The sequence below is a fragment of the Staphylococcus sp. GDY8P57P genome (assembly GCF_017892585.1).
GTDB classification, from domain to species: Bacteria; Bacillota; Bacilli; order Staphylococcales; family Staphylococcaceae; genus Staphylococcus; species Staphylococcus borealis.
In genome coordinates, this window is sequence record NZ_JAESLK010000019.1 from 106,128 (window position 1) to 126,527 (window position 20,400).

The window sequence follows — 20,400 nt, forward strand, 5'->3', positions numbered from 1 at the left end:
CACTAAGACGAACATGAGAAAGGATGATAGATAATGACTAGAATAAAAATGATGAGTGTACGTGATGAAGATATTCCTTATATTGAAGAATGGGCAGAACAGCATAAGGTTGAAATAGAATTAAACAAAGAGATATTGACGGAAGGTAATGTGGATAGTGTTCAAGGATTTGATGGGTTATCTTTATCTCAACAACATCCAATATCTGAAGAAATATTTGCGAAACTTCAACGTTTCGGGATTAAACATATTGCGCAACGTAGTGCTGGGTTTGATACGTATGATTTAAATTTAGCTACACAATACGGCATCATTATATCTAATGTGCCGTCTTATTCACCAAGTTCTATTGCAGAGTTTGCCGTGACACAAGCAATTAATATTGTTAGAAATCAAAATGACATTCAACGTAAACTTCAAGCATATGATTTTAGATGGGAACCTTCAATCTTGTCACGTTCAATCAGTGATTTAACTGTTGCGGTTATCGGAACTGGACGTATTGGTTCCATTGCAGCAAGAATCTTTGCCAAAGGGTATGGTAGTCATGTTGTTGCCTATGATCCATTTCCAAATGAGCAAGTTGCACAGTATGTTACGTATAAAGAAACATTAGAAGACGCATTGCAGGATGCTGATATTGTCACAATTCATATTCCAGCAACAAAATATAATCCGCATCTTTTTAACGAAGCATTATTTTCTAAATTTAAAAAAGGCGCTGTATTTGTCAACGCGGCTAGGGGATCAATTGTAGATACACGAGCATTGCTAGATGCCATTGATCGCGGACACATTAAAGGTGCTGCGTTAGATACATATGAGCATGAACGTGGATTATTCCCTGGAGATTATCGTGATAAAGCAATTAATGATGAATTGCTAGAGACGTTAATTGCCAGAGAGGATATTTGGTTAACTCCGCATATTGCATTCTATACGGATGCAGCTGTAAAGAATTTGATTGTGGATGCACTTGATGCAGTCCTTGATGTGTTGAATACAGGGACGACGCAATTAAGAGTAAATTAAAAAAGAAGTTAGGCATGGCACACTGAATGTTTTATAACCCCGGCTAGATTAGCTTGTAGCATTTCAATCAGAAATGCGTTTTGCTGGGGTTTGCCACGCCTAACTTCTTCTATTTCACTTTTCGAATTCACCTAAATCCTAAGCGCTTTTGTCCGGACCTTATTGACGGCCTAACAAAAGCAGGATTTTTGTCGAAAAACTCAAAGCTCGACAAAACTTGAGAAGCAGTTTTGCTCACTTTTCGAATTCGCCTAAATCCTAAGCGCTTTTGTCCGGACCTTATTTTACATCGTAGCCTTGATCTTCAATGGCTTCTTTCATTTGCTCAACTGATACTCTATCTTCGTCATAATCGACGCGAACTTGATGTTTGTCTAAGTCTACTTCAGCTGAAGTAACACCATTTAATTTAGCTAGTGCTGATTCCACAGCGTTTCTGCAGTGGTCGCAACTCATACCTTCAACATTCATTACTTTATTAATCATAATGATCACCTCCGACGTTCTTAATAGTATATACCCATATTTTACTCCTTTTTAATAAACAAAGAAATAAAATAGAAATGCTTCAAAATTATAGTTTCATTCGTCTTAGTCGTAAAGCGTTACTTACAACACTAACTGAACTTAAGGCCATTGCAGCGCCAGCTATCCATGGTGCGAGTAATCCCATTGCTGCAATAGGTATGCCTGCAATGTTATATCCAAATGCCCAGAATAAATTTTGTTTAATGTTGCGAATGGTTTTATGACTCGCGTGGATGGCTTTAGGTACTAACTGAATATCGCCCCCTAGAATGGTGATATCTGCAGCTTCTATCGCTACTTCAGTCCCTGTTCCCATTGCAATACCAATATCTGCTTTAACCAGTGCAGGGGCATCATTGATACCGTCACCTACCATAGCAACGTTATGCTGCTGTTCTTGTAACTGCGTGATATGTTGTGCCTTATCTTGAGGGAGAACTTCAGCAATGACTTGGTCAATACCAACTTCATTGGCAATCGCACGTGCAGTTCGTTCATTATCACCAGTTAGCATGACCGTTTTAATATTCATAGCTGCTAGTTGTTGGATGGCGTTTTTGGCAGAAGGTTTAACTGTATCTGCAACAGCAATCATGCCCTTAAGTTCACCACCATACGCAATTAACATTACGGTCTGACCATCAGCTTCCATATGTGTCATCTTCTGTTTCATCGTATCTATGTTGATGTGATGTGCGAGCATCAATTTTTTATTGCCAACAAGTAACTGAGTCCCATCGATAAGCGCTTGTATACCGTGGCCTGGTAATGTTTGATAGTCAGTGACGTCTACCAATTGCACATGTTGTTGTTCAGCATAGTTAACAATTGCAGTAGCTAAAGGGTGTTCAGAGTTCTTTTCAGCGGAGGCCACTAAAGCTAGTGTATCTTCATCCCCATCTAAATAAGTAACTTCTGGTTTACCATGAGTTAATGTGCCTGTTTTATCGAACACAACCGTATCAACTTGATGTGTGCGTTCGACATACTCGCCACCTTTGAATAAAATACCATTTTCAGCAGCGCGACCTGTACCAACCATGATAGACGTTGGTGTCGCTAATCCAAGCGCACATGGACAAGCAATAACTAAAACGGATATCGCAGCAACAAGTGCATCCTCAAAGTGACCAGGATGAACGATGGTAATCCAAATGAGGAAAGTTAATAATGCGATAGCAATTACAATTGGCACGAAATAGCCAGATATGATATCAGCTAAACGTTGAATAGGTGCTTTAGAACTTTGAGCTTCTTCAACGACTTTAATAATGTTAGAAAGGGCAGTGTCCTTTCCAACTTTAGTGGCTTTAATTGTAATTACACCATTTGTATTTATCGTTGAACCGATCACTGCATCATCAACCTGCTTATCCACGGGCATGGATTCACCAGTCAACATTGACTCATCTATAGCAGTTTCGCCTTTGATGATTTGACCATCAACCGGTATCTTTTCACCTGGTTTAATTAACAAGATATCATTCACACTAACTTGATTCAGAGGTACCATTTGTTCGATGCCATTGTCATCAATGAGGCGTGCCTCTTTTGCCTGTAAATTCAGTAATTCACTTAATGCATGTGTTGTTTGCGATTTAGCGCGTGCCTCTAAATATTTTCCGAAAAGAATCAACGTGATCAGCACAGCACTTGTCTCAAAATATAGGTGAGGCATATGTGTCGAACCGGCTAACCATTTGATCATTTCATAAATACTGTAAAAGTAAGCAGCGCTAGTGCCTAATGCGACAAGCACATCCATGTTAGCGCCACCGTTGCGCAAGTTCTTATAAGCGCCAACATAGAATTGCCAACCAATGATGAATTGGATAGGTGTCGCAAGTATAAATTGGAACCAAGGATTCATTAAGAGATCTGGTATATGCATATTAAAGAGATGAACGAACATTGTCATGAGTAACGGTAATGCCAGAATCGCTGAGATGATTAATTTGTTTCGCTTATGTTTCAATGCGCGTTGTTTACGTGTAGCTTGATCTTCTTCAGTTTGTTTAGGTTGTGCATCATAACCTAGCTTTCTAATACGTTCTATTAAAGTATCTAAGTCGGTTTGACCGGGATAGTAAGCTACCGTGGCTTGTTCAGTCGTTAAATTGACAGATGCTTGTTTGACACCTGTGGTTTTATTTAATACTTTTTCAATGCGGTTTGAACAAGCAGCACAAGTCATGCCACTTATATCTAATTCAGCTTTATCTATGACTACATCATAGCCAAGCTTTTGAACAATCGACACGAAGTCATTGATTTCATAGTCATTTGAATCATATTCGATTGTTGCCTTTTCAGTCGTTAAATTAACCTGTGCGTTAACATTATCCATTTTGTTTAATCGCTTTTCGATACGGTTAGAACAGGCGGCACAAGTCATACCGGTAATAGTCAATGTAGTATGTTGTTTATTGCTCATTAGGACACCTCCATTACAATTCATACATAATATACCCCCTTAGGGTATTTAAGTCAATGCTTCTGTTCTGCTTTTGAATAAAAAAGTGCCCTCCAAAGTTTTCATTTTTCAATGTCTACTTTGAAGGGCACATATTAAGTCTATATCTTAGACTACAAATGTATATGAGCAGTCGTGGACTGAATTCAACATGCACTTGAATGTCTTCTTATTGCCGATAATATCATTCTATTGTGTCGTTGATATCGTTATTTTAGAAAAAATCAGATGGTTTAAAATGGTCTAAATTTAAATCTTTATAGTTATTAAAATCAAAATTGGATATATTTTGAACCAATTCGCCATTTTTAGCTTGATTGTAATAATAGTTCGCTTCGTTCATTACATCATGATCTTGGAATGTCTTTACAATACCAAGTATGATTAGTAATGCAATAATACCTTTAAATAAACCTCGCATAGCGTCGCACTCCTTTATCTGTATGTTCTCGTTAGTGGCTTAAGTTAAATCTTTAATAGAAGTTTAATTTAATTATATAAGGTTTCGTACTAAAATGCATGAGACTAAGGAACTGACTTCCTATCATTCTAAAGTTGTAATGAAATGGATCGTTGATAATCAGATAACAACTTTGTTTCAAATGCGACATTAATGGGAACGGTTAAGTAAATGGATAAGGAGTGGTAACGAATGAATTTATTAGAATTTCATAAGCAAATTAAAGGCTATACTCAAGATCATCAACCAGGTACTGAGAAAGATATGAATCCTAGACCAGTTTCAGAGCTAGATGACTATAAAGCAGCAGGTAAACTGCAAGGTAAAGTTACATTAATTACTGGTGGTGACTCAGGTATTGGTCGTTCTGTTGCGATATTATTTGCTAAAGAAGGCGCGGATGTAGCAATTGGTTATTACGATGAGCATGAGGATGCTGAGGAAACCGTTCAACGTTTGAAAGACATCGGTGTTAAAGCTAAAGCGTATGCACATGATTTAAAAGATGCACAACAATCTAAAGATTTAGTGCAACAAGTGGTTCAAGACTTTGGCGGATTAAATATTCTAGTAAATAACGGTGCTGTTCAATATCCACAAGACCATTTTATGGACATTACACCGGAACAATTTAAAGAGACATTCGAAACTAATATATTTGGTATGTTCTTCTTATCACAAGCGGCCGTTCCATATTTAAGTGATAACGATACGATTATTAACACAACAAGTGTAACAGCATATCGTGGTTCAGGTCATTTGATTGATTACGCTTCAACTAAAGGCGCGATTGTTTCATTTACACGATCATTAGCTACAACGCTAATGGAGAAAAATATACGCGTCAATGGTGTAGCGCCAGGACCGATTTATACGCCATTAATTCCAGCTACCTTTGATGAAGACAAAGTGGAAAATCAAGGTGGCAATACGCCAATGGGTAGACGTGGACAACCTGCAGAACTTGCGCCAGCCTATGTGTTCCTTGCAACAAATGCAGATAGCTCATATATCACAGGCCAAATTATTCATGTTAATGGTGGCGACTATATTACAACTTAAATGGAATTAATGTCTAAGACGTCATGGTTATGGTCTGAGACATAAATAATCTAATAATGCTATTTTGGAAATTGGCAATGGCTAACTGAAGAGAAAAGACACTTAAGCCATGCATTGCATAGTTCTAGCGGGGCCCAAGCAAAGAGAATTTCATCAAGAAATTCTACAAGCAAAGCAAGCTGGGGTTGGGGCCCCAAGCAAAGAGAATTTCATTAAGAAATTCTACAAGCAAAGCAAGCTGGGGTTGGAGACGTTTTAAAAAGAATGTTGTCTCACTCTCGGCTTTTTTGTTGTTAGACATAAAGTCTGCATTCCTTTAATTGAAATGGAATTTCAGTGCAAAAGCGTCTTGATTCGTTTAAACTTTATGATAACAATTGAAAGAAGGTGAGTGAGTACGATGACAGAGAAAGAAAAAATGTTAGCACATGAATGGTATGATGCGAATTTTGATAATGAATTAGAAGCAGAACGTATACGAGCTAAAGATTTATGTTATGACTTTAATCAAACACGCCCAAGTGATGATAGCAAACGACAAGCAATCTTAACTGAATTATTTGGCGCCCAATTAGAGCATATTACAATTAATAGTCCCTTCGATACAGATTATGGGTGGAATGTTAAGTTAGGTAAGAACATCTTTGTTAATAGTAATTGTTACTTCATGGATGGAGGTGGCATCACGATTGGTAATGATGTATTTATAGGTCCATCTTGTGGCTTCTATACTGCCCATCATCCTTTAACACCTAAAGAACGTAATGCAGGTTTAGAGTTGGCTCAGCCTATCACAATTGGGAATAACATTTGGTTTGGTGGCAATGTTGTAGTCACACCTGGTGTAACGATTGGTGATGGCTCAGTTATTGCAGCGGGAAGCGTAGTGACTAAAGACGTACCAACGAATAGCCTAGTTGCGGGTGTGCCTGCTAAAGTAATAAGAGAAATTGATGAAAGAGATGCCCCTAAATAGCCATGTCATCAATCGGGTATAGATAACCTTTGAGTCGTCCAGTGGCTCAAAGGTTTTTGTATCTAAAAATTTAATATACAAAACGCATTGTTTTAATAATATATAATATAAATAAATGATATAATATATTTAGACTGTATATTGGCGTTCATCTCCATATATACTTAAGAATCAAAATGTAATTCAACGCATTCATTTTATGACATCAACTTAAGAGAATGAAATACAACTTAGAAAGGAAAATGAATATGGCACTGAAGACATTTTTACAAAATCAAAGTCGACGTAAATTTAAATTTATAACGACGCCTTTACAAAGAAGAAATAACTCAGCTTATACACGTAAAATAATGCGTTATGCGCACAATTATGAAGCGAATAAAGTTAAACAACACGATATTCTATATCAAGTAAGAGATGGGAAGAGTATTACAGATAGTCCATATGCTATCTTTAAACGTTTGGTTCATCATCCCAAATATCGTAAATATACGCATAAATGGGTCGTCGACACTACCGAAACGTTAGAATTTTATAAGAAGAAATTTGAGAAATACAAAAATATTGAATTCGTGATTAAAGAATCTCCAGAGTATTTAAGGGCACTAACCGAATGTAAGTATCTAATTAACAACTCAACATTTCCTGCCTATTTCATTAAAAAGCCTGATCAAATTTATGTGAACACATGGCATGGTACGCCACTCAAATATATGGGGCTAGACCTTGAAAATGGCTTACATGGTTCGCAAAATATTATTAAAAACTTTTTATCGAGTGATTATATCATAAGTCCTAATCGCCATACGTCAGATATTTTTAAAAGGGCATTTAGATTGGATAACATTTATGGTGGACAAATTTTAGAAATAGGATATCCAAGAATAGATCTTACATTGAATAGTGATTCAAAAATGCTTATTAATGAATTAAGATCATACATTGATATTACTGATGAGAAAGTATTGTTATATTGTCCTACTTGGAGAGGTGATGATGTCAACACGCCTGAGGAAAGTTTAAATCATATTGTCGAAGAAGTTGAAAAGTTGAAACATCATCTTGATTATCAAGTATTAGTAAAGGTACATCCATTTATTTATAAAAATGCAATTAAAATTGAGGCACTAAAACCTTATCTTATTCCAGATTATTTTGATACAAATGAAATATTGGCGTTTGTTGATTTAATGATAACGGATTATTCAAGTATCTTCTTTGACTATTTAGTCACAAATAAACCCATTGTCTTTTATACACCTGACTACGAAGCATATCAATTTGAAAGAGGAATGTATATCAATGCTCAGGATTTACCGGGACCGGTTGTGCATACCATTGATGATGTTGTACAAGCGATACAACAGAAAACATATCAATTAAATAAGGTGCAACATAACTATCAAATGTTCAAAAATACGTATGCGTATCTAGATGATGGAAATGTTACTGACAAAGTGATTGAGCGCGTATTCACCTCAAAACATAAACGTAAAAAGGAAAAGAAATGTGCTAAAAAACGACTATTAATTTATCCTGGTGGGATGAAAAATAATGGTATTACCTCTTCTGTTATCAATTTATTAGAGAATATTGATTACAATCAATACGACGTTACACTATTTACAAATAGAAGTAATAATGAAGAAATCTTGAATAATCTGAGTAATGTTAACCAAAATGTAAGAATTATTTTAAGAGTTGGCCCATTAGCAGCGTCGTTAAAAGAGACGTATAAAGTAGACTTCGTCAGACAACGAGGGCTAAAAAGTGCATTAGAACGTTTCTTATATCCAAAACATGTATATGAACGTGAGATGCGTAAAATAATAGGTGAAAGTCAATTTGATTATGCGATAGATTTCAGTGGGTATTCTATGTTTTGGGCGAATCTTATTTTAGCTACGACTGCCAAACGTAAGTTGGTCTACCTTCATAGTGATATCAAAGCGGATATGGAGAGAACCGTTAACGGTGTGAAACCACATTATCAAAATTTAAAAGGTTTGATCACATTGTATGATCAATTTGATAAATTGGTATGTGTTTCTGATGCATCAAAAGAACAAAATATGCACAATATTGCTAAAAAAGCACTAAATAAGAAATTTGTAGCGTCAAGAAACACGATTAATTTAAGTAAAATATCGCAATCCATGTTAGATGATGCTGATCAATTTGAGAAAAATAATGTGCCGGTGCTCGTCAGTGTAAATAAAGGGAAAGTGACGTCGGTACCTTTTAAAGAGGATGATTTTAAAATTGTGTCGGTTGGCCGTTTATCACCTGAAAAAGGATTTGATTTATTAATTGAAGCGGTTGGCAAGGTTATCGTGCATTATCCTAATACGAAATTATATATTATGGGAGAAGGTCCATTAAGACATAAATTAGAACAACAAATTCGTAAGTTGAAGTTAGAACAGCATGTCTTTTTATTAGGACAACGAAAAAATCCATTCTATATTATGAAACAAGCAGATGTTTTATCGTTAACGTCTTATTATGAAGGCCAATCAATGGTTCTTCTTGAAGCACTATCACTTGGTATGAATGTATTGGCATCGGATATCATTGCGAATCGTTATGTATTAAACAATGGTAAGTATGGGATGTTAGTGAGTCATGATGTCAATGATATTAAGCACGGCTTAGCGCGTTTTATCAAACATCAAACACCCAATTATGAGACGTTTAACGCTCAAGAATACAATCAATTAGCGATAGAAGAGTTCTATAACCTTCTAAAATAATCAGTAAATACAATATCTATTGAACTTAAAAAATCCTAATCCTAAAAGCATTTGAATGTGTATCAATCATGATTGGGATAAAGTAAGTAATCATTTCATGAGTTTAATAGAATGATAAAAAAAGCGGGAGTGGGGCGACGAATTCAAAAGAATTCTGTCCCACTCCCTACAAATATATATTGACAGTAGTTGACTAAATTAAAAGGGCATTTGCAACAAGCTGCTTTTAATTTATCTGAGTCGATGCTTTTATAATTTTACTTTATATTCTTTGTTATAGGCCAAATAAGATTGAATGCCTTTAGCTATATCATATTGAGGATGATAACCCAATGATTCAAGTGGTGTAATGTCAGCACAAGAATGCTTAATATCTCCAAGTCTTGGTGCTTTAAATTGATATGGAATACTGTAATTGAAGCCCTTTTCAAACGCTTTGAAAACTGCTTTCAGATTTGTTTGTATGCCCGTACCTACATTGAATATTGAACCACTTGTTGCTGGGGTATTTAGCACAAGCCACATAGCGGCAATTAAATCATCAATGTAAACAAAATCACGAGTTTGTTCACCATCACCATAGAAGGTAAATTCAGTCTGATGCGTAAATCTATGATTCATTATTGAGATGACACCTGAATAATCCGAGTTAGGATTTTGTCTTGGACCATAAACATTGAAGAATCTGAGACAAGCGCAAGGGATATCATATAAATGATAGTAAATCTTAGCATACTGCTCTCCAGCGTATTTCTGTATTGCATATGGAGATAATGGCGATGGTTTAGAGTGAGAAACGGATTTAGGTAAACTTGGTAAATCACCGTAAATGGCTGCCGATGAGGCAAATATGAATTTTTTAATTTGCTTATTGTACGTTCGAATGGTTTCTAGAAGATGAACTGTGGCATCAATATTAATTTGATTAGATAAAGATGGTTTCTCAATTGTTTCAACAACACTCACCATGGCTGCTAAATGAATAACATAATCAAATTGCTCTTGACGTATTAATTGCGTTACAAACTCAAAATCGGTGATGTCCTTGACGTAAATATGTTCTTTATTAACAAAGGGAATATTATGTAAGTATCCGGAACTTAAATTATCGATAACATGTACCTCGATATTTTGCTTAACAAAATGTTCGGCTACATGTGAGCCAATAAATCCTGCTCCACCTGTAATTAATGCTTTCATTTGTGTACTTCCTTTTCTTGATGTCGTTAATTTGTGTAAATTTATTATACTTTATTTTTATAAAAATATAAAATTATAATAATATAGTTTGTATGTGTTTTAACTGAACCACTGCATCTGACTAATAATTAAAACTTTTCAGATAATATGTATGTAAGCGATTGCAAAAATAACCCGAAGCATAGTAGAATGAAATTAATGATACAAATTATCATTTTAAGTAAGTCAATGTTTTACTGATTTTTATAATTCTTACAAATACATAGGGGGTAATTAAGAATGGTAGTACCTTTCAAAAATGAACCTGGGATTGATTTTTCAGTACAAGAAAATGTAGAAAGATTTCAAAAAACGTTAGAACAAGTTAAAAGTGAATTTGGTCAAACACTTCCAATTGTGATTGACGGTGAGCACATTACTAAAGATGATACATTTGATTCAATTAATCCAGCTAATACATCGGAATTAATTGCTAAAGTATCTAAAGCAACTAAGGAAGATGTTGATAAAGCATTTGAATCTTCAAATAAAGCTTATAAAGCGTGGCGTCAATGGTCACATAAAGATCGTGCAGAATTATTATTACGTGTAGCAGCAATTATTCGTCGTCGTAAAGAAGAAATTTCTGCGGTTATGGTATACGAAGCAGGTAAGCCATGGGATGAAGCAGTAGGCGATGCGGCTGAAGGTATCGACTTTATCGAATACTATGCACGTTCAATGATGGAATTAGCAGATGGTAAACCGGTATTAGACCGTGAAGGGGAACATAACAAGTACTTCTATAAATCAATTGGTACAGGTGTAACGATTCCACCTTGGAACTTCCCATTTGCTATCATGGCTGGTACAACATTAGCACCAGTAGTAGCTGGTAATACAGTTCTATTGAAACCTGCTGAAGATACAGTATTAACTGCGTATAAATTAATTGAAATTTTAGAAGAAGCAGGTCTTCCTAAAGGTGTTGTTAACTTTGTACCTGGTGATCCTAAAGAAATTGGTGACTATTTAGTTGATTCTGTGCATACACACTTTGTTACGTTCACAGGTTCTCGTGCAACTGGTACACGTATTTATGAACGTAGTGCAGTGGTTCAAGAAGGCCAAACATTCTTAAAACGTGTTATTGCAGAAATGGGCGGTAAAGATGCGATTGTCGTTGATGAAAATATTGATACGGATTTAGCTGCAGAGTCAATCGTAACGTCAGCATTTGGCTTCTCTGGCCAAAAATGTTCAGCATGTTCACGTGCTATCGTACACAGTTCAGTTTATGATGAAGTCTTAGAAAAAGCAGTAGCATTAACAAAAGAATTAACCGTTGGTAATACTGTAGATAATACATTTATGGGTCCTGTAATTAATAAAAAACAATTCGACAAAATTAAAAAATATATCGAAATTGGTGGTAAAGAAGGCAAAATTGAAATTGGTGGCGAAGCTGATGATTCAACAGGTTACTTCATTAAACCAACAATTATTTCAGGATTAAAATCATCTGACCAAGTAATGCAAGAAGAAATCTTTGGTCCAGTGGTTGGCTTTACTAAATTTGATAATTTCGAAGAAGCAATTGAAATTGCGAATGATACAGACTATGGTTTAACAGGTGCAGTGATTACGAATAATCGTGAGAACTGGATTAAAGCAGTGAATGAATTCGATGTAGGTAACTTATACCTTAACCGTGGATGTACTGCAGCAGTTGTAGGTTACCATCCATTTGGTGGCTTCAAAATGTCTGGTACAGATGCTAAAACAGGTAGTCCAGACTACTTATTAAACTTCTTAGAACAAAAAGTCGTTTCAGAAATGTTCTAAGATCAAAAAACATTTTATAAATATAAAGCTGGGAGTGGGACAATGAATTTAAAAAGAATTCAGTCTCACTCCCTTATATTATAGATTCTGTTACAGCACATTGTTAATGAAATAAAACAGAGCCTGATGTGGATTATGAATTAAGTTGTGTGTAATCTTGCCCGTGTAACATCCAACGTACGCCATATTTATCAGTGAAGGCACCCATTTTTCCACCCCAGAATTGTTCTTTAAGCGGCATTTCGATGTTTACAGAGTCGTGATTTTTAATTTTATCGTAAAATTGTTGAACTTTATCTGAATCGTTATGATCATTAACATCGAAATCGATAAGCAGTGAAATACCATTATTAATATTCTCTACGCGTCCAAATGAATCGGAACATAAGATTTTGACGCCTAATACTTCGAATTCTGCGTGCATAGTAGCGTCTGCAGCTTGTTCTTTCGTCATGCCAAATTGTTCTGCTTGTGCTTCGCTAATGTCTAATCTTTTAACGTTTGTAGCGCCAAAGATGTCCTCGTAATAAGATATTGCTTCTTTTGCTTTTTCGAATGCTAAATATGGAAATACTTCAGTCATGATTTAACCCCTTTTTATTAGTTTATAACCAAGGCCATTATATATTGATTTATACTAAATAGCGATTAATACCTATTGACGACTATCAAAAAAACATGAAGAAGTAGCTTTGATGCCTACTTCCTCATGTTTATTTAATCGTGTGCTTTGACATTGATAAGTTTATGAAAAATTTGGTCCATTTGCTTAGGTTTGATTTCTACATTTTCATCCTTTTTCCAATCCATAAATGCATTTAGCACGGAACCGAAGACATAGAATACTAAACTCTTAGGAACGACACCGTCAACAGTAATGCGATGCATGTTTGCTTTGAAGTCGTTCTGCATGATTTCAATCAAATAGTTATTGCGCGCTTCATCAAATGCTTTATCATTGAATTGTTTATGTTCAATTCTAGATATTTCTTCTTTATTAAATGTATTGGCTAGTGTTTGAAAAGGATTATTCAAACGTTCTTTAATATCAGTCGCAAAATAATCATCATGTGTTAGTTTCAATAGCTGATTTAATAATTCGAATTTATCATAAAAGTGTTTGTAAAACGTCGTGCGATGCACACCAGCATTTTTGCAAATCATATTTACCGTTATAGTTGAAAATGCTTCTTCTTCTAGCAACGAATATATAGACTATCTGTTAATGCTTTTTTGGTCTTAATTACCCGTAAGTCTTTATCATTCAAAATTGTTCTCCCCTAACATCTATAGAAGAATCTAATCATTTTATAGAAACATAATATCTAATTATAGATTATATAAATACATAAATAAACATGTATTTACATTAAAGATGTAAATAACGTATAAAAATTAAACTGATATGAAAATTCTGAAATATCGTGTACGATGATTTAGACGATGCGTTTCAAAGCATTGTGAAAGGGTATATGTTATGCAAATAGAAACATTGTTTAACGAATGATATTAAACGAGTTCTGTATGGGAGGATTTCAATTATGAAGGGCAGTAAACAATTAGATCAAATTAAAGAGGATAATAAGAAGCAACTTAAGAAATTATTTAAATATGATAAAGATAGCGCGCTAACATTTAGTAAAGAAGACCGTGAAAAGGTTCAAGATAAATTTGGCGTTTATGTTATTTTTGATAAGAAAACGCCTATTTTCGTTGGACAAACTGGTGGTTACTCTACAGGTTATCAACTAATTACTAAGGATTTATTTAATAAATTAGGTCAATATAATTTAAAATCAGGTGTAGGGACGACTAAATTTAAAAAAGGCTTAGCACAACAAAAAGGGGTTAATGTAGACGATATAAAATCAATTACAGCTGAAGATTACAATTTGAAATTCCAATATGTCAATGTTAAAAATGAACCAGCATTCATTAACGTTTTAGAAATTTTAGCCATTGAATATGCTAAAGACAAAGGTTATGAATTATATAATTTTAATCAAAACTAATGTGATTATTTTACACCTGTAATATGGTTGGGAATTAAGGTTAAGACATTAACGGATTTAAGCAATGAATTTAATGCGACTTTCCGTGTGTCTTAGCCTTTTGTTTTTATTTTCTGAAAAGTGGTATGGAAGAATAAAAGATATAAAAAGTAGGAGATACTATGGCAATCCGTGTCCACTATCAAGACCAAGCACATCGTTTTCATACTGCATGTACATTTTCAGCTATACCTGAAGATGCAAGACTTGTATGGGTTGATTTCGAAAATCCAACTCAAAATGATCAAGCAATACTGACGCAACGGTTCAATATTGCTAAACACCACTTAGAAGCGTCTGTATTTACAGTAACAAGACCCAAAATAAGTACCCATCCGCATAAACAACATTTATATCTCATACTCCATGCGATAAGTCACAATGATTTTTCAGCAGAACCACTAAGTATAACTGTAAAGCATAATTGGATGATTACCGTACATAAGTATCCCATGAAGGTTTTATCAGACATCATTTCGTCATTCAATACGTTGCCGAAAGACATAACTGTAACTGAACTGGTAGCCGTCATGATTGATAGAATCACAGATGAATATTTTAATTATGTCAATCATGTGGAGGACATTGTCTTTTCTTTTGAAAATCAGAATGTAGATAAAGTTAATAACCGTAAATTAATGGATGATGTCTATCACATTCGCTCTGAAATTATTAAACTCAAGCGTGTATTGATGCCAATGGAACAATTACTAAATGAAATGATAGATGAAACATCATTAAACGTATCACACGAGTATCAGTTATTGATTAAGCATATTCATAGTAGGTTATTAAGACAGAACGATACGTTAATGGCATGTGAACATATTACAGATGATATTAAAGATAATAATGAGTCTTATCGTTCTAATAGAATTAATGGCGTGATGAATGTGTTAACGATTATTTCATCCATATTCTTTCCACTATCATTTTTAACGGGATGGTATGGCATGAATTTCTCCTATATGCCTGAACTCGATTGGCATTATAGCTACTTTGTCTTTATCGCTATTTCGATCATAGTTGTTGTATCACTCATTACACTTTTTAAAAAGAAAGATTGGTTCTAACACAAATTAAGCGTGGGGCAATGAATACAATTCGGATTCTGCCCCACTTTATTAATGATTGTGTGTCTCTTCGGTAACGTGTTGACTATACTTTCGTTTGTAATATCTTGATAGTTTCATATCATGAACAAAAGAAATCACAGGTCTTGCAGTCATTTGAAGACTACCAATCACAAATAATATTGTGCCAGCAATCATTGTTTGATCACTAAAGAATAAAAAGCTTCCTATCAAGAATATAATGCCTAATACAATATCATTGATTTGATATAGGGCTTTGTAGAAGAATGAAATTTGTTTAGCATGATCATCTTCATTAAATCGGTTCGTATTGAAATGCAAATCAACATCATCTTTATTTAAACCAGCCACAGGTACACCTCCCATTATTTAAGTATTGTTTCATACTTCCCGTTGTACATTGGCATCAAACTTCGTCATAATGGTCAGAAAGGAGGGGTTTGATGGCGTATTCAATGCTTTACGAATCACCCGTGCAAAATTTAGAGCTCATTAGTGATGGCAAGTCACTCACACATCTACTTTATAAATATCAGGACACGACAGTGACACATCCTACTAATCCGGAGCTAGATGTCTTCAAAAAAGCGGTTAAATGGTTAAATCAATATTTTGATGGACAGCGTCCGACTATTGATTTTTCGCTTAAACCAGAAGGTACTGCATTTCAAAAAAGCGTTTGGCAGAAATTACAACACATAGAATATGGTCAATTAAAAACGTATGGAGAGATTGCACATCTTGTAGGAGAAGAACGCGGTAAACCCAATATGTCGGCACAAGCAGTGGGTGGCGCAGTAGGTAGTAACCCTATTTCAATTATTATCCCATGTCACCGTGTAGTTGGAAAAGATGGTAGCTTAACAGGGTATGGTGGCACAATTAATCATAAAATCAAACTACTCGAACTTGAACAGGTAGACATGACTCACCTGTATCGACCTAAACATTCAACCAAACCGTGATCATAGTGAATATGAATAAAAAGAGGCGTAAGAGACACCTTGCTAAAAGTGCATGTCTCTTACGCCTTTTTACTATAAATGATGTTATTCAGGACGGTGATATTGACGAATATCATCTTGTATACGTTCTAAATAGTAAATAGAAGTGTCGTCATTTGATTGTTCCGTATCATGATCGAATTCTAAATTATCGAAACGTTTAAAGAAACTTTCGTAGTCTTCAACTGAGACTTCATGACGATCATTCAATAATGCCTTATGTCCATCAATATCTAATTGTTTATCGTAACCCTCAACTAGAGTGGCACTAAAGAACTCTCCAACTGAACCTGAGCCATAGCTAAATAATCCAATTGTTTGACCACCTTTAAGTGATCGATTCTCTAATAATGAGATTAAGCTTAAATATAATGAACCTGTATAAATGTTACCTACATAACGATTGTAGTATACTGCATCTTCATAACTAGAAGTTAAACGTTCTTGTGTTGTTTCATCGGCATCATTAATAATAGAATCCAATGCTTTTTTACCCATTTTAGTGAATGGTACGTGGAAACATAATGATTCGAAGTCAGATAGTGATTTACCTTCACGACGCGCATATTCATTCCAACTTTCTTGGAACGATTTAATATATGCATCTTTAGATAAAGCACCTGCAACTAATGGATATTGATGTCCAGTTGGTCTCCAGAAATCATAAACATCCTCTGTATATGCAACAGCGTCATCATTTAAGGCTAAAATACTAGGATTATGAGAAATTAACATAGCCACTGCGCCAGCACCTTGTGTTGGTTCACCACCAGATTGAATACCATAACGTGCTGTATCACTTGCTATGACAAGGACTTTTTCTTCAGGACGTTTCTCAATGTAGTCTTTAGCTAATTGGATGGCAGGTGTTGCAGCATAGCAAGCTTCTTTCATTTCGAAGCAGCGTGCAAATGGCTGAATACCTAATAAATTGTGTATTTGAACTGCCGCAGCTTTGGCATTATCAATTGCAGATTCAGTCGCTACAATGACCATTCCAATATGTTTTTTATCATCATCTGTTATAATATCTTTAGCAGCATTAGCCCCCATAGATACAATATCTTGTGATACTGGACTGACTGCCATTTGGGTTTGACCAATCCCAATTAAAAATTTATTTGGATCAACTTGGCGAGCTTCTGCAAGCTTAGCCATGTCTACATAGTATTTAGGGACGTAAAAGTTAATTTTATCGATTCCTATACTCACGGGCACTACATCCTTTCATTATTCTAATTTTTATAATTCATATTAATAGTAGCTTTTTGTGACAATTTCATTTAAAATGCTCACTAATAGAAAGCGTTTTCATTCTAATAGTTAAATGTAATAACGCATGTCGTTTAATAGCGTAATATAATAAAATACGTGAAACTGCATGGTATAACATTGAGTTTGAGAAAACTTCTATCGGCTATTATTAATAATCATATTAATAGTTATTTTACCAAATTAAATAACTAAATTACAATTTATATATAAACTACATATAAGGAGATAAAGAATGAAAAAAATTGCTATAGTCAGTGCTAAAAGAACACCAATCGGTAGATATAAAGGGAAATTAAGAAATTATTCTGCAGTTGAATTAGGAACGACAGCTTTGAAAGGTGCCATCGAAGCTGCGAACATTGATCCTAACATCATACAACAAGTTATTTTTGGTAACGTATTACAAAGTGGCGTAGGACAAAACCCAGCACGCCAAATTGCAATCAAAGCCGGTGTACCTGATACAACCCCAGCTATGACAATTAACGAAGTATGTGGTTCTGGGCTTAAAGCGATCATATTAGGGAAACAGTTAATTCAATTAGGCGAAGCGGATGTTGTTGCAGTCGGTGGGGTTGAAAGTATGACCAATGCCCCTCAATTAATTTTGAAAGAGGGACAAGAACCTGTTGAAAGCTTTATGCACGATGGGTTAACAGATGCGTTTCATTATGTACCAATGGGCGTAACAGCTGAGAATATCGCTGAAAAATATGACATCACACGTGAAATGCAAGATGAATTTGCAAATCATTCACAAGCAAAAGCAGCTAAAGCGACGCAAGAAGGTAAATTCAATAATGAAATTATTAGCATGACAGACGCTGAAGGTGAAGAAATGACTTCAGATGAAGGTGTGCGTCCAAATAGTAGTGTTGAGAAACTTGCAACATTAAAGACAATATTTAAAGAAGATGGCACAGTCACAGGTGGTAATGCTTCAAGTATTAACGATGGCTCATCTGCACTTATCCTGATGGAAGCATCGTATGCGAAAGCAAACGGGTATGACATTCTTGGTATTGTTGGAGATTATGCTGAAGTAGGTTGTGATCCTCAATATATGGGCTATGCACCATTCTATGCTGTTGAGAAGTTACTGAATAAAACAGATAGTAAAATCGATGATGTCGATATTGTAGAAATGACTGAAGCATTTGCGGCACAAAGTATACCAGTTAAAGATAATTTGCATATTCCAGATGACAAGTTAAACATTTATGGTGGTGCGATTGCATTAGGACACCCAATTGGTGCAAGTGGTGCCAGACTTGTCACAACATTAGTGAATGCACTTGAACAAGAGAATAAACGCTCTGGTATTGCAACGGCATGTATCGGTGGCGGACTAGGCATCGCTTTAATGATCGATAAAGGGGAATAATAGTATGAAGCAATTAGATAAGTCGTTTCGACATTTATCTCGTGAAGATAAATTAAAACAACTCGTTGATTATGGTTGGCTAACAGATGACAACTATCATGTATTATTAAATAATCCATTAATTAATGAAGAGGTTGCGAATAGTTTAATCGAAAATGTGATAGGCCAAGGGACGTTGCCTGTAGGTTTATTACCTAAAATTATTGTTGATGACAAAGCATATGTTGTACCAATGATGGTTGAAGAACCTTCTGTTGTAGCTGCAGCAAGTTATGGTGCCAAATTAGTCAACAATACAGGTGGTTTTAAGACGGTTAAAAGTGAACGCTTAATGATTGGTCAAATCGTCTTTGATGATGTCAACGATACAGAGGCATTAGCTCAAGACATTCAAGCATTAGAACCACAAATTAAGCAAATTGCAGCTGAAGCATATCCATCAATTATAGAACGTGGCGGTGGATATAGACGTATTGAAATCGATACGTTTCCAGAACACCAACTATTGTCATTGAAGGTTTTTGTTGATACTAAAGATGCAATGGGTGCCAATATGCTTAATACGATTTTAGAAGCTATTACAGCACATTTAAAGAATGAATTTCCAAATCGTGATGTGCTCATGAGTATTTTATCTAACCATGCGACAGCTTCAGTCGTACGTGTACAAGGTGAAATTGATATCAATGATTTAAATAAAGGTGATCGTTCTGGAGAAGAAGTTGCACACCGCATGGAACGTGCTTCAGTATTAGCACAAGTTGATATCCACCGCGCAGCAACGCATAATAAAGGGGTAATGAATGGTATCCATGCAGTTGTCCTAGCAACGGGGAATGATACGCGTGGTGCTGAAGCGAGCGCACATGCATATGCAAGTCGTGATGGGCAATATAGAGGTATCGCAACCTGGAAATATGATAAAGAACGTGGACGTTTAATTGGAACGATAGAAGTACCAATGACATTAGCTATTGTTGGTGGCGGTACAAAAGTGTTGCCAATTGCGAAAGCTTCACTCGAATTATTAAATGTTCAATCAGCACAAGAACTAGGTCAAGTTGTTGCTGCTGTAGGATTAGCACAGAACTTTTCAGCGTGTCGAGCGTTAGTTTCTGAAGGTATCCAAAAAGGCCATATGAGCTTACAATACAAATCTTTAGCTATTGTTGTAGGTGCTAAAGGTGATGAAATCGCGCGTGTTGCCGAAGCATTAAAACAAGCGCCTAAAGCAAACACTGCGACAGCGCAACAAATTTTAGAAGATTTACGACAATAATGATA

General features: G+C 35.3%; 17 protein-coding genes and 1 pseudogene. 10 read left to right on the plus strand and 8 right to left on the minus strand.

Annotated elements, in window-relative coordinates; genetic code table 11:
* Positions 1-33 precede the first annotated feature (33 nt).
* Entirely contained in the window at positions 34-1,032 is a 999-nt protein-coding gene (locus KA878_RS07415) for a D-lactate dehydrogenase (protein WP_193838934.1), read from the plus strand.
* A 279-nt stretch (positions 1,033-1,311) separates the two neighbouring features.
* Here the strand turns inward: KA878_RS07415 and copZ are convergent, their stop codons facing one another.
* From copZ to KA878_RS07430, 3 genes are all read right to left on the minus strand, one after another.
* On the minus strand, positions 1,312-1,518 hold the full coding sequence (copZ, locus tag KA878_RS07420) for a copper chaperone CopZ (RefSeq protein WP_053028858.1): 207 nt from the start codon (positions 1,516-1,518) through the stop codon (positions 1,312-1,314).
* Between the two features lie 88 nt (positions 1,519-1,606).
* Positions 1,607-3,994: a heavy metal translocating P-type ATPase gene (locus KA878_RS07425; protein WP_193838935.1), complete on the minus strand. Its 2,388-nt coding sequence runs from the start codon at positions 3,992-3,994 to the stop codon at positions 1,607-1,609.
* A gap of 253 nt (positions 3,995-4,247) precedes the next feature.
* Positions 4,248-4,454, minus strand: a complete 207-nt coding sequence (locus KA878_RS07430) for a hypothetical protein (RefSeq protein ID WP_053028857.1) — start codon at positions 4,452-4,454, stop codon at positions 4,248-4,250.
* Between the two features lie 231 nt (positions 4,455-4,685).
* Between KA878_RS07430 and KA878_RS07435 the strand changes: the two genes are divergently transcribed.
* The 3 genes from KA878_RS07435 (at position 4,686) to KA878_RS07445 (ending at position 9,284) form a co-directional block, all read left to right on the plus strand.
* Complete coding sequence (locus KA878_RS07435; protein WP_193838936.1) at positions 4,686-5,555, plus strand: SDR family oxidoreductase; 870 nt, start codon at positions 4,686-4,688, stop codon at positions 5,553-5,555.
* Positions 5,556-5,955: 400 nt separating this feature from the next.
* On the plus strand, positions 5,956-6,531 hold the full coding sequence (locus KA878_RS07440) for a sugar O-acetyltransferase (protein ID WP_193838937.1): 576 nt from the start codon (positions 5,956-5,958) through the stop codon (positions 6,529-6,531).
* A 248-nt stretch (positions 6,532-6,779) separates the two neighbouring features.
* Entirely contained in the window at positions 6,780-9,284 is a 2,505-nt protein-coding gene (locus KA878_RS07445; protein WP_193839947.1) for a glycosyltransferase, read from the plus strand.
* Between the two features lie 249 nt (positions 9,285-9,533).
* Here KA878_RS07445 and KA878_RS07450 read toward each other — a convergent pair whose 3' ends face one another.
* On the minus strand, positions 9,534-10,484 hold the full coding sequence (locus tag KA878_RS07450; RefSeq protein WP_193838938.1) for an NAD-dependent epimerase/dehydratase family protein: 951 nt from the start codon (positions 10,482-10,484) through the stop codon (positions 9,534-9,536).
* A 279-nt stretch (positions 10,485-10,763) separates the two neighbouring features.
* Between KA878_RS07450 and pruA the strand changes: the two genes are divergently transcribed.
* Positions 10,764-12,308 (plus strand): L-glutamate gamma-semialdehyde dehydrogenase, encoded by a 1,545-nt coding sequence (gene pruA / locus KA878_RS07455; RefSeq protein WP_053028852.1) that lies wholly within the window; start codon positions 10,764-10,766, stop codon positions 12,306-12,308.
* A gap of 133 nt (positions 12,309-12,441) precedes the next feature.
* Here the strand turns inward: pruA and KA878_RS07460 are convergent, their stop codons facing one another.
* The gene (locus KA878_RS07460) at positions 12,442-12,891 is read right to left on the minus strand and encodes a VOC family protein (RefSeq protein ID WP_193838939.1); all 450 of its coding nucleotides are present in this window, start codon (positions 12,889-12,891) and stop codon (positions 12,442-12,444) included.
* Between the two features lie 134 nt (positions 12,892-13,025).
* Positions 13,026-13,576, minus strand: a pseudogene (locus tag KA878_RS07465) (TetR/AcrR family transcriptional regulator).
* 273 nt (positions 13,577-13,849) lie between these two features.
* Between KA878_RS07465 and KA878_RS07470 the strand changes: the two are divergent.
* Positions 13,850-14,320 (plus strand): hypothetical protein, encoded by a 471-nt coding sequence (locus KA878_RS07470; RefSeq protein ID WP_053028849.1) that lies wholly within the window; start codon positions 13,850-13,852, stop codon positions 14,318-14,320.
* Positions 14,321-14,481: 161 nt separating this feature from the next.
* Positions 14,482-15,432 carry a CorA family divalent cation transporter gene (locus KA878_RS07475; protein WP_193838940.1) on the plus strand — a complete coding sequence of 317 codons (951 nt, stop codon included), beginning with the start codon at positions 14,482-14,484 and terminating at the stop codon, positions 15,430-15,432.
* A gap of 51 nt (positions 15,433-15,483) precedes the next feature.
* On the opposite strand, the gene KA878_RS07480 is transcribed toward KA878_RS07475, so the two are convergent.
* A complete protein-coding gene (locus KA878_RS07480) occupies positions 15,484-15,804 on the minus strand; it encodes a YrhK family protein (RefSeq protein WP_053028847.1) in 321 nt (106 codons plus the stop codon).
* Positions 15,805-15,896: 92 nt separating this feature from the next.
* On the opposite strand from KA878_RS07480, the gene KA878_RS07485 reads away from it, so the two are divergent.
* The gene (locus KA878_RS07485) at positions 15,897-16,418 is read left to right on the plus strand and encodes a methylated-DNA--[protein]-cysteine S-methyltransferase (RefSeq protein WP_107629128.1); all 522 of its coding nucleotides are present in this window, start codon (positions 15,897-15,899) and stop codon (positions 16,416-16,418) included.
* Between the two features lie 84 nt (positions 16,419-16,502).
* Here the strand turns inward: KA878_RS07485 and KA878_RS07490 are convergent, their stop codons facing one another.
* Positions 16,503-17,669 carry a hydroxymethylglutaryl-CoA synthase gene (locus KA878_RS07490; RefSeq protein WP_075108178.1) on the minus strand — a complete coding sequence of 389 codons (1,167 nt, stop codon included), beginning with the start codon at positions 17,667-17,669 and terminating at the stop codon, positions 16,503-16,505.
* Positions 17,670-17,964: 295 nt separating this feature from the next.
* On the opposite strand from KA878_RS07490, the gene KA878_RS07495 reads away from it, so the two are divergent.
* Together KA878_RS07495 and KA878_RS07500 are read left to right on the plus strand one after the other, a co-directional pair.
* Entirely contained in the window at positions 17,965-19,116 is a 1,152-nt protein-coding gene (locus tag KA878_RS07495) for a thiolase family protein (RefSeq protein WP_193838941.1), read from the plus strand.
* Positions 19,117-19,120: 4 nt separating this feature from the next.
* Positions 19,121-20,395, plus strand: a complete 1,275-nt coding sequence (locus KA878_RS07500; RefSeq protein ID WP_075108176.1) for a hydroxymethylglutaryl-CoA reductase, degradative — start codon at positions 19,121-19,123, stop codon at positions 20,393-20,395.
* Positions 20,396-20,400 lie beyond the last annotated feature (5 nt).

Bases quoted from the DNA above. Each gene is read 5' to 3' on its own strand.
- KA878_RS07415 (WP_193838934.1), top strand. From the start codon at position 34: ATGACTAGAATAAAAATGATGAGTGTACGTGATGAAGATATTCCTTAT.
- copZ (WP_053028858.1), bottom strand. From the start codon at position 1,518: ATGATTAATAAAGTAATGAATGTTGAAGGTATGAGTTGCGACCACTGC.
- KA878_RS07425 (WP_193838935.1), bottom strand. From the start codon at position 3,994: ATGAGCAATAAACAACATACTACATTGACTATTACCGGTATGACTTGT.
- KA878_RS07430 (WP_053028857.1), bottom strand. From the start codon at position 4,454: ATGCGAGGTTTATTTAAAGGTATTATTGCATTACTAATCATACTTGGT.
- KA878_RS07435 (WP_193838936.1), top strand. From the start codon at position 4,686: ATGAATTTATTAGAATTTCATAAGCAAATTAAAGGCTATACTCAAGAT.
- KA878_RS07440 (WP_193838937.1), top strand. From the start codon at position 5,956: ATGACAGAGAAAGAAAAAATGTTAGCACATGAATGGTATGATGCGAAT.
- KA878_RS07445 (WP_193839947.1), top strand. From the start codon at position 6,780: ATGGCACTGAAGACATTTTTACAAAATCAAAGTCGACGTAAATTTAAA.
- KA878_RS07450 (WP_193838938.1), bottom strand. From the start codon at position 10,484: ATGAAAGCATTAATTACAGGTGGAGCAGGATTTATTGGCTCACATGTA.
- pruA (WP_053028852.1), top strand. From the start codon at position 10,764: ATGGTAGTACCTTTCAAAAATGAACCTGGGATTGATTTTTCAGTACAA.
- KA878_RS07460 (WP_193838939.1), bottom strand. From the start codon at position 12,891: ATGACTGAAGTATTTCCATATTTAGCATTCGAAAAAGCAAAAGAAGCA.
- KA878_RS07470 (WP_053028849.1), top strand. From the start codon at position 13,850: ATGAAGGGCAGTAAACAATTAGATCAAATTAAAGAGGATAATAAGAAG.
- KA878_RS07475 (WP_193838940.1), top strand. From the start codon at position 14,482: ATGGCAATCCGTGTCCACTATCAAGACCAAGCACATCGTTTTCATACT.
- KA878_RS07485 (WP_107629128.1), top strand. From the start codon at position 15,897: ATGGCGTATTCAATGCTTTACGAATCACCCGTGCAAAATTTAGAGCTC.
- KA878_RS07495 (WP_193838941.1), top strand. From the start codon at position 17,965: ATGAAAAAAATTGCTATAGTCAGTGCTAAAAGAACACCAATCGGTAGA.
- KA878_RS07500 (WP_075108176.1), top strand. From the start codon at position 19,121: ATGAAGCAATTAGATAAGTCGTTTCGACATTTATCTCGTGAAGATAAA.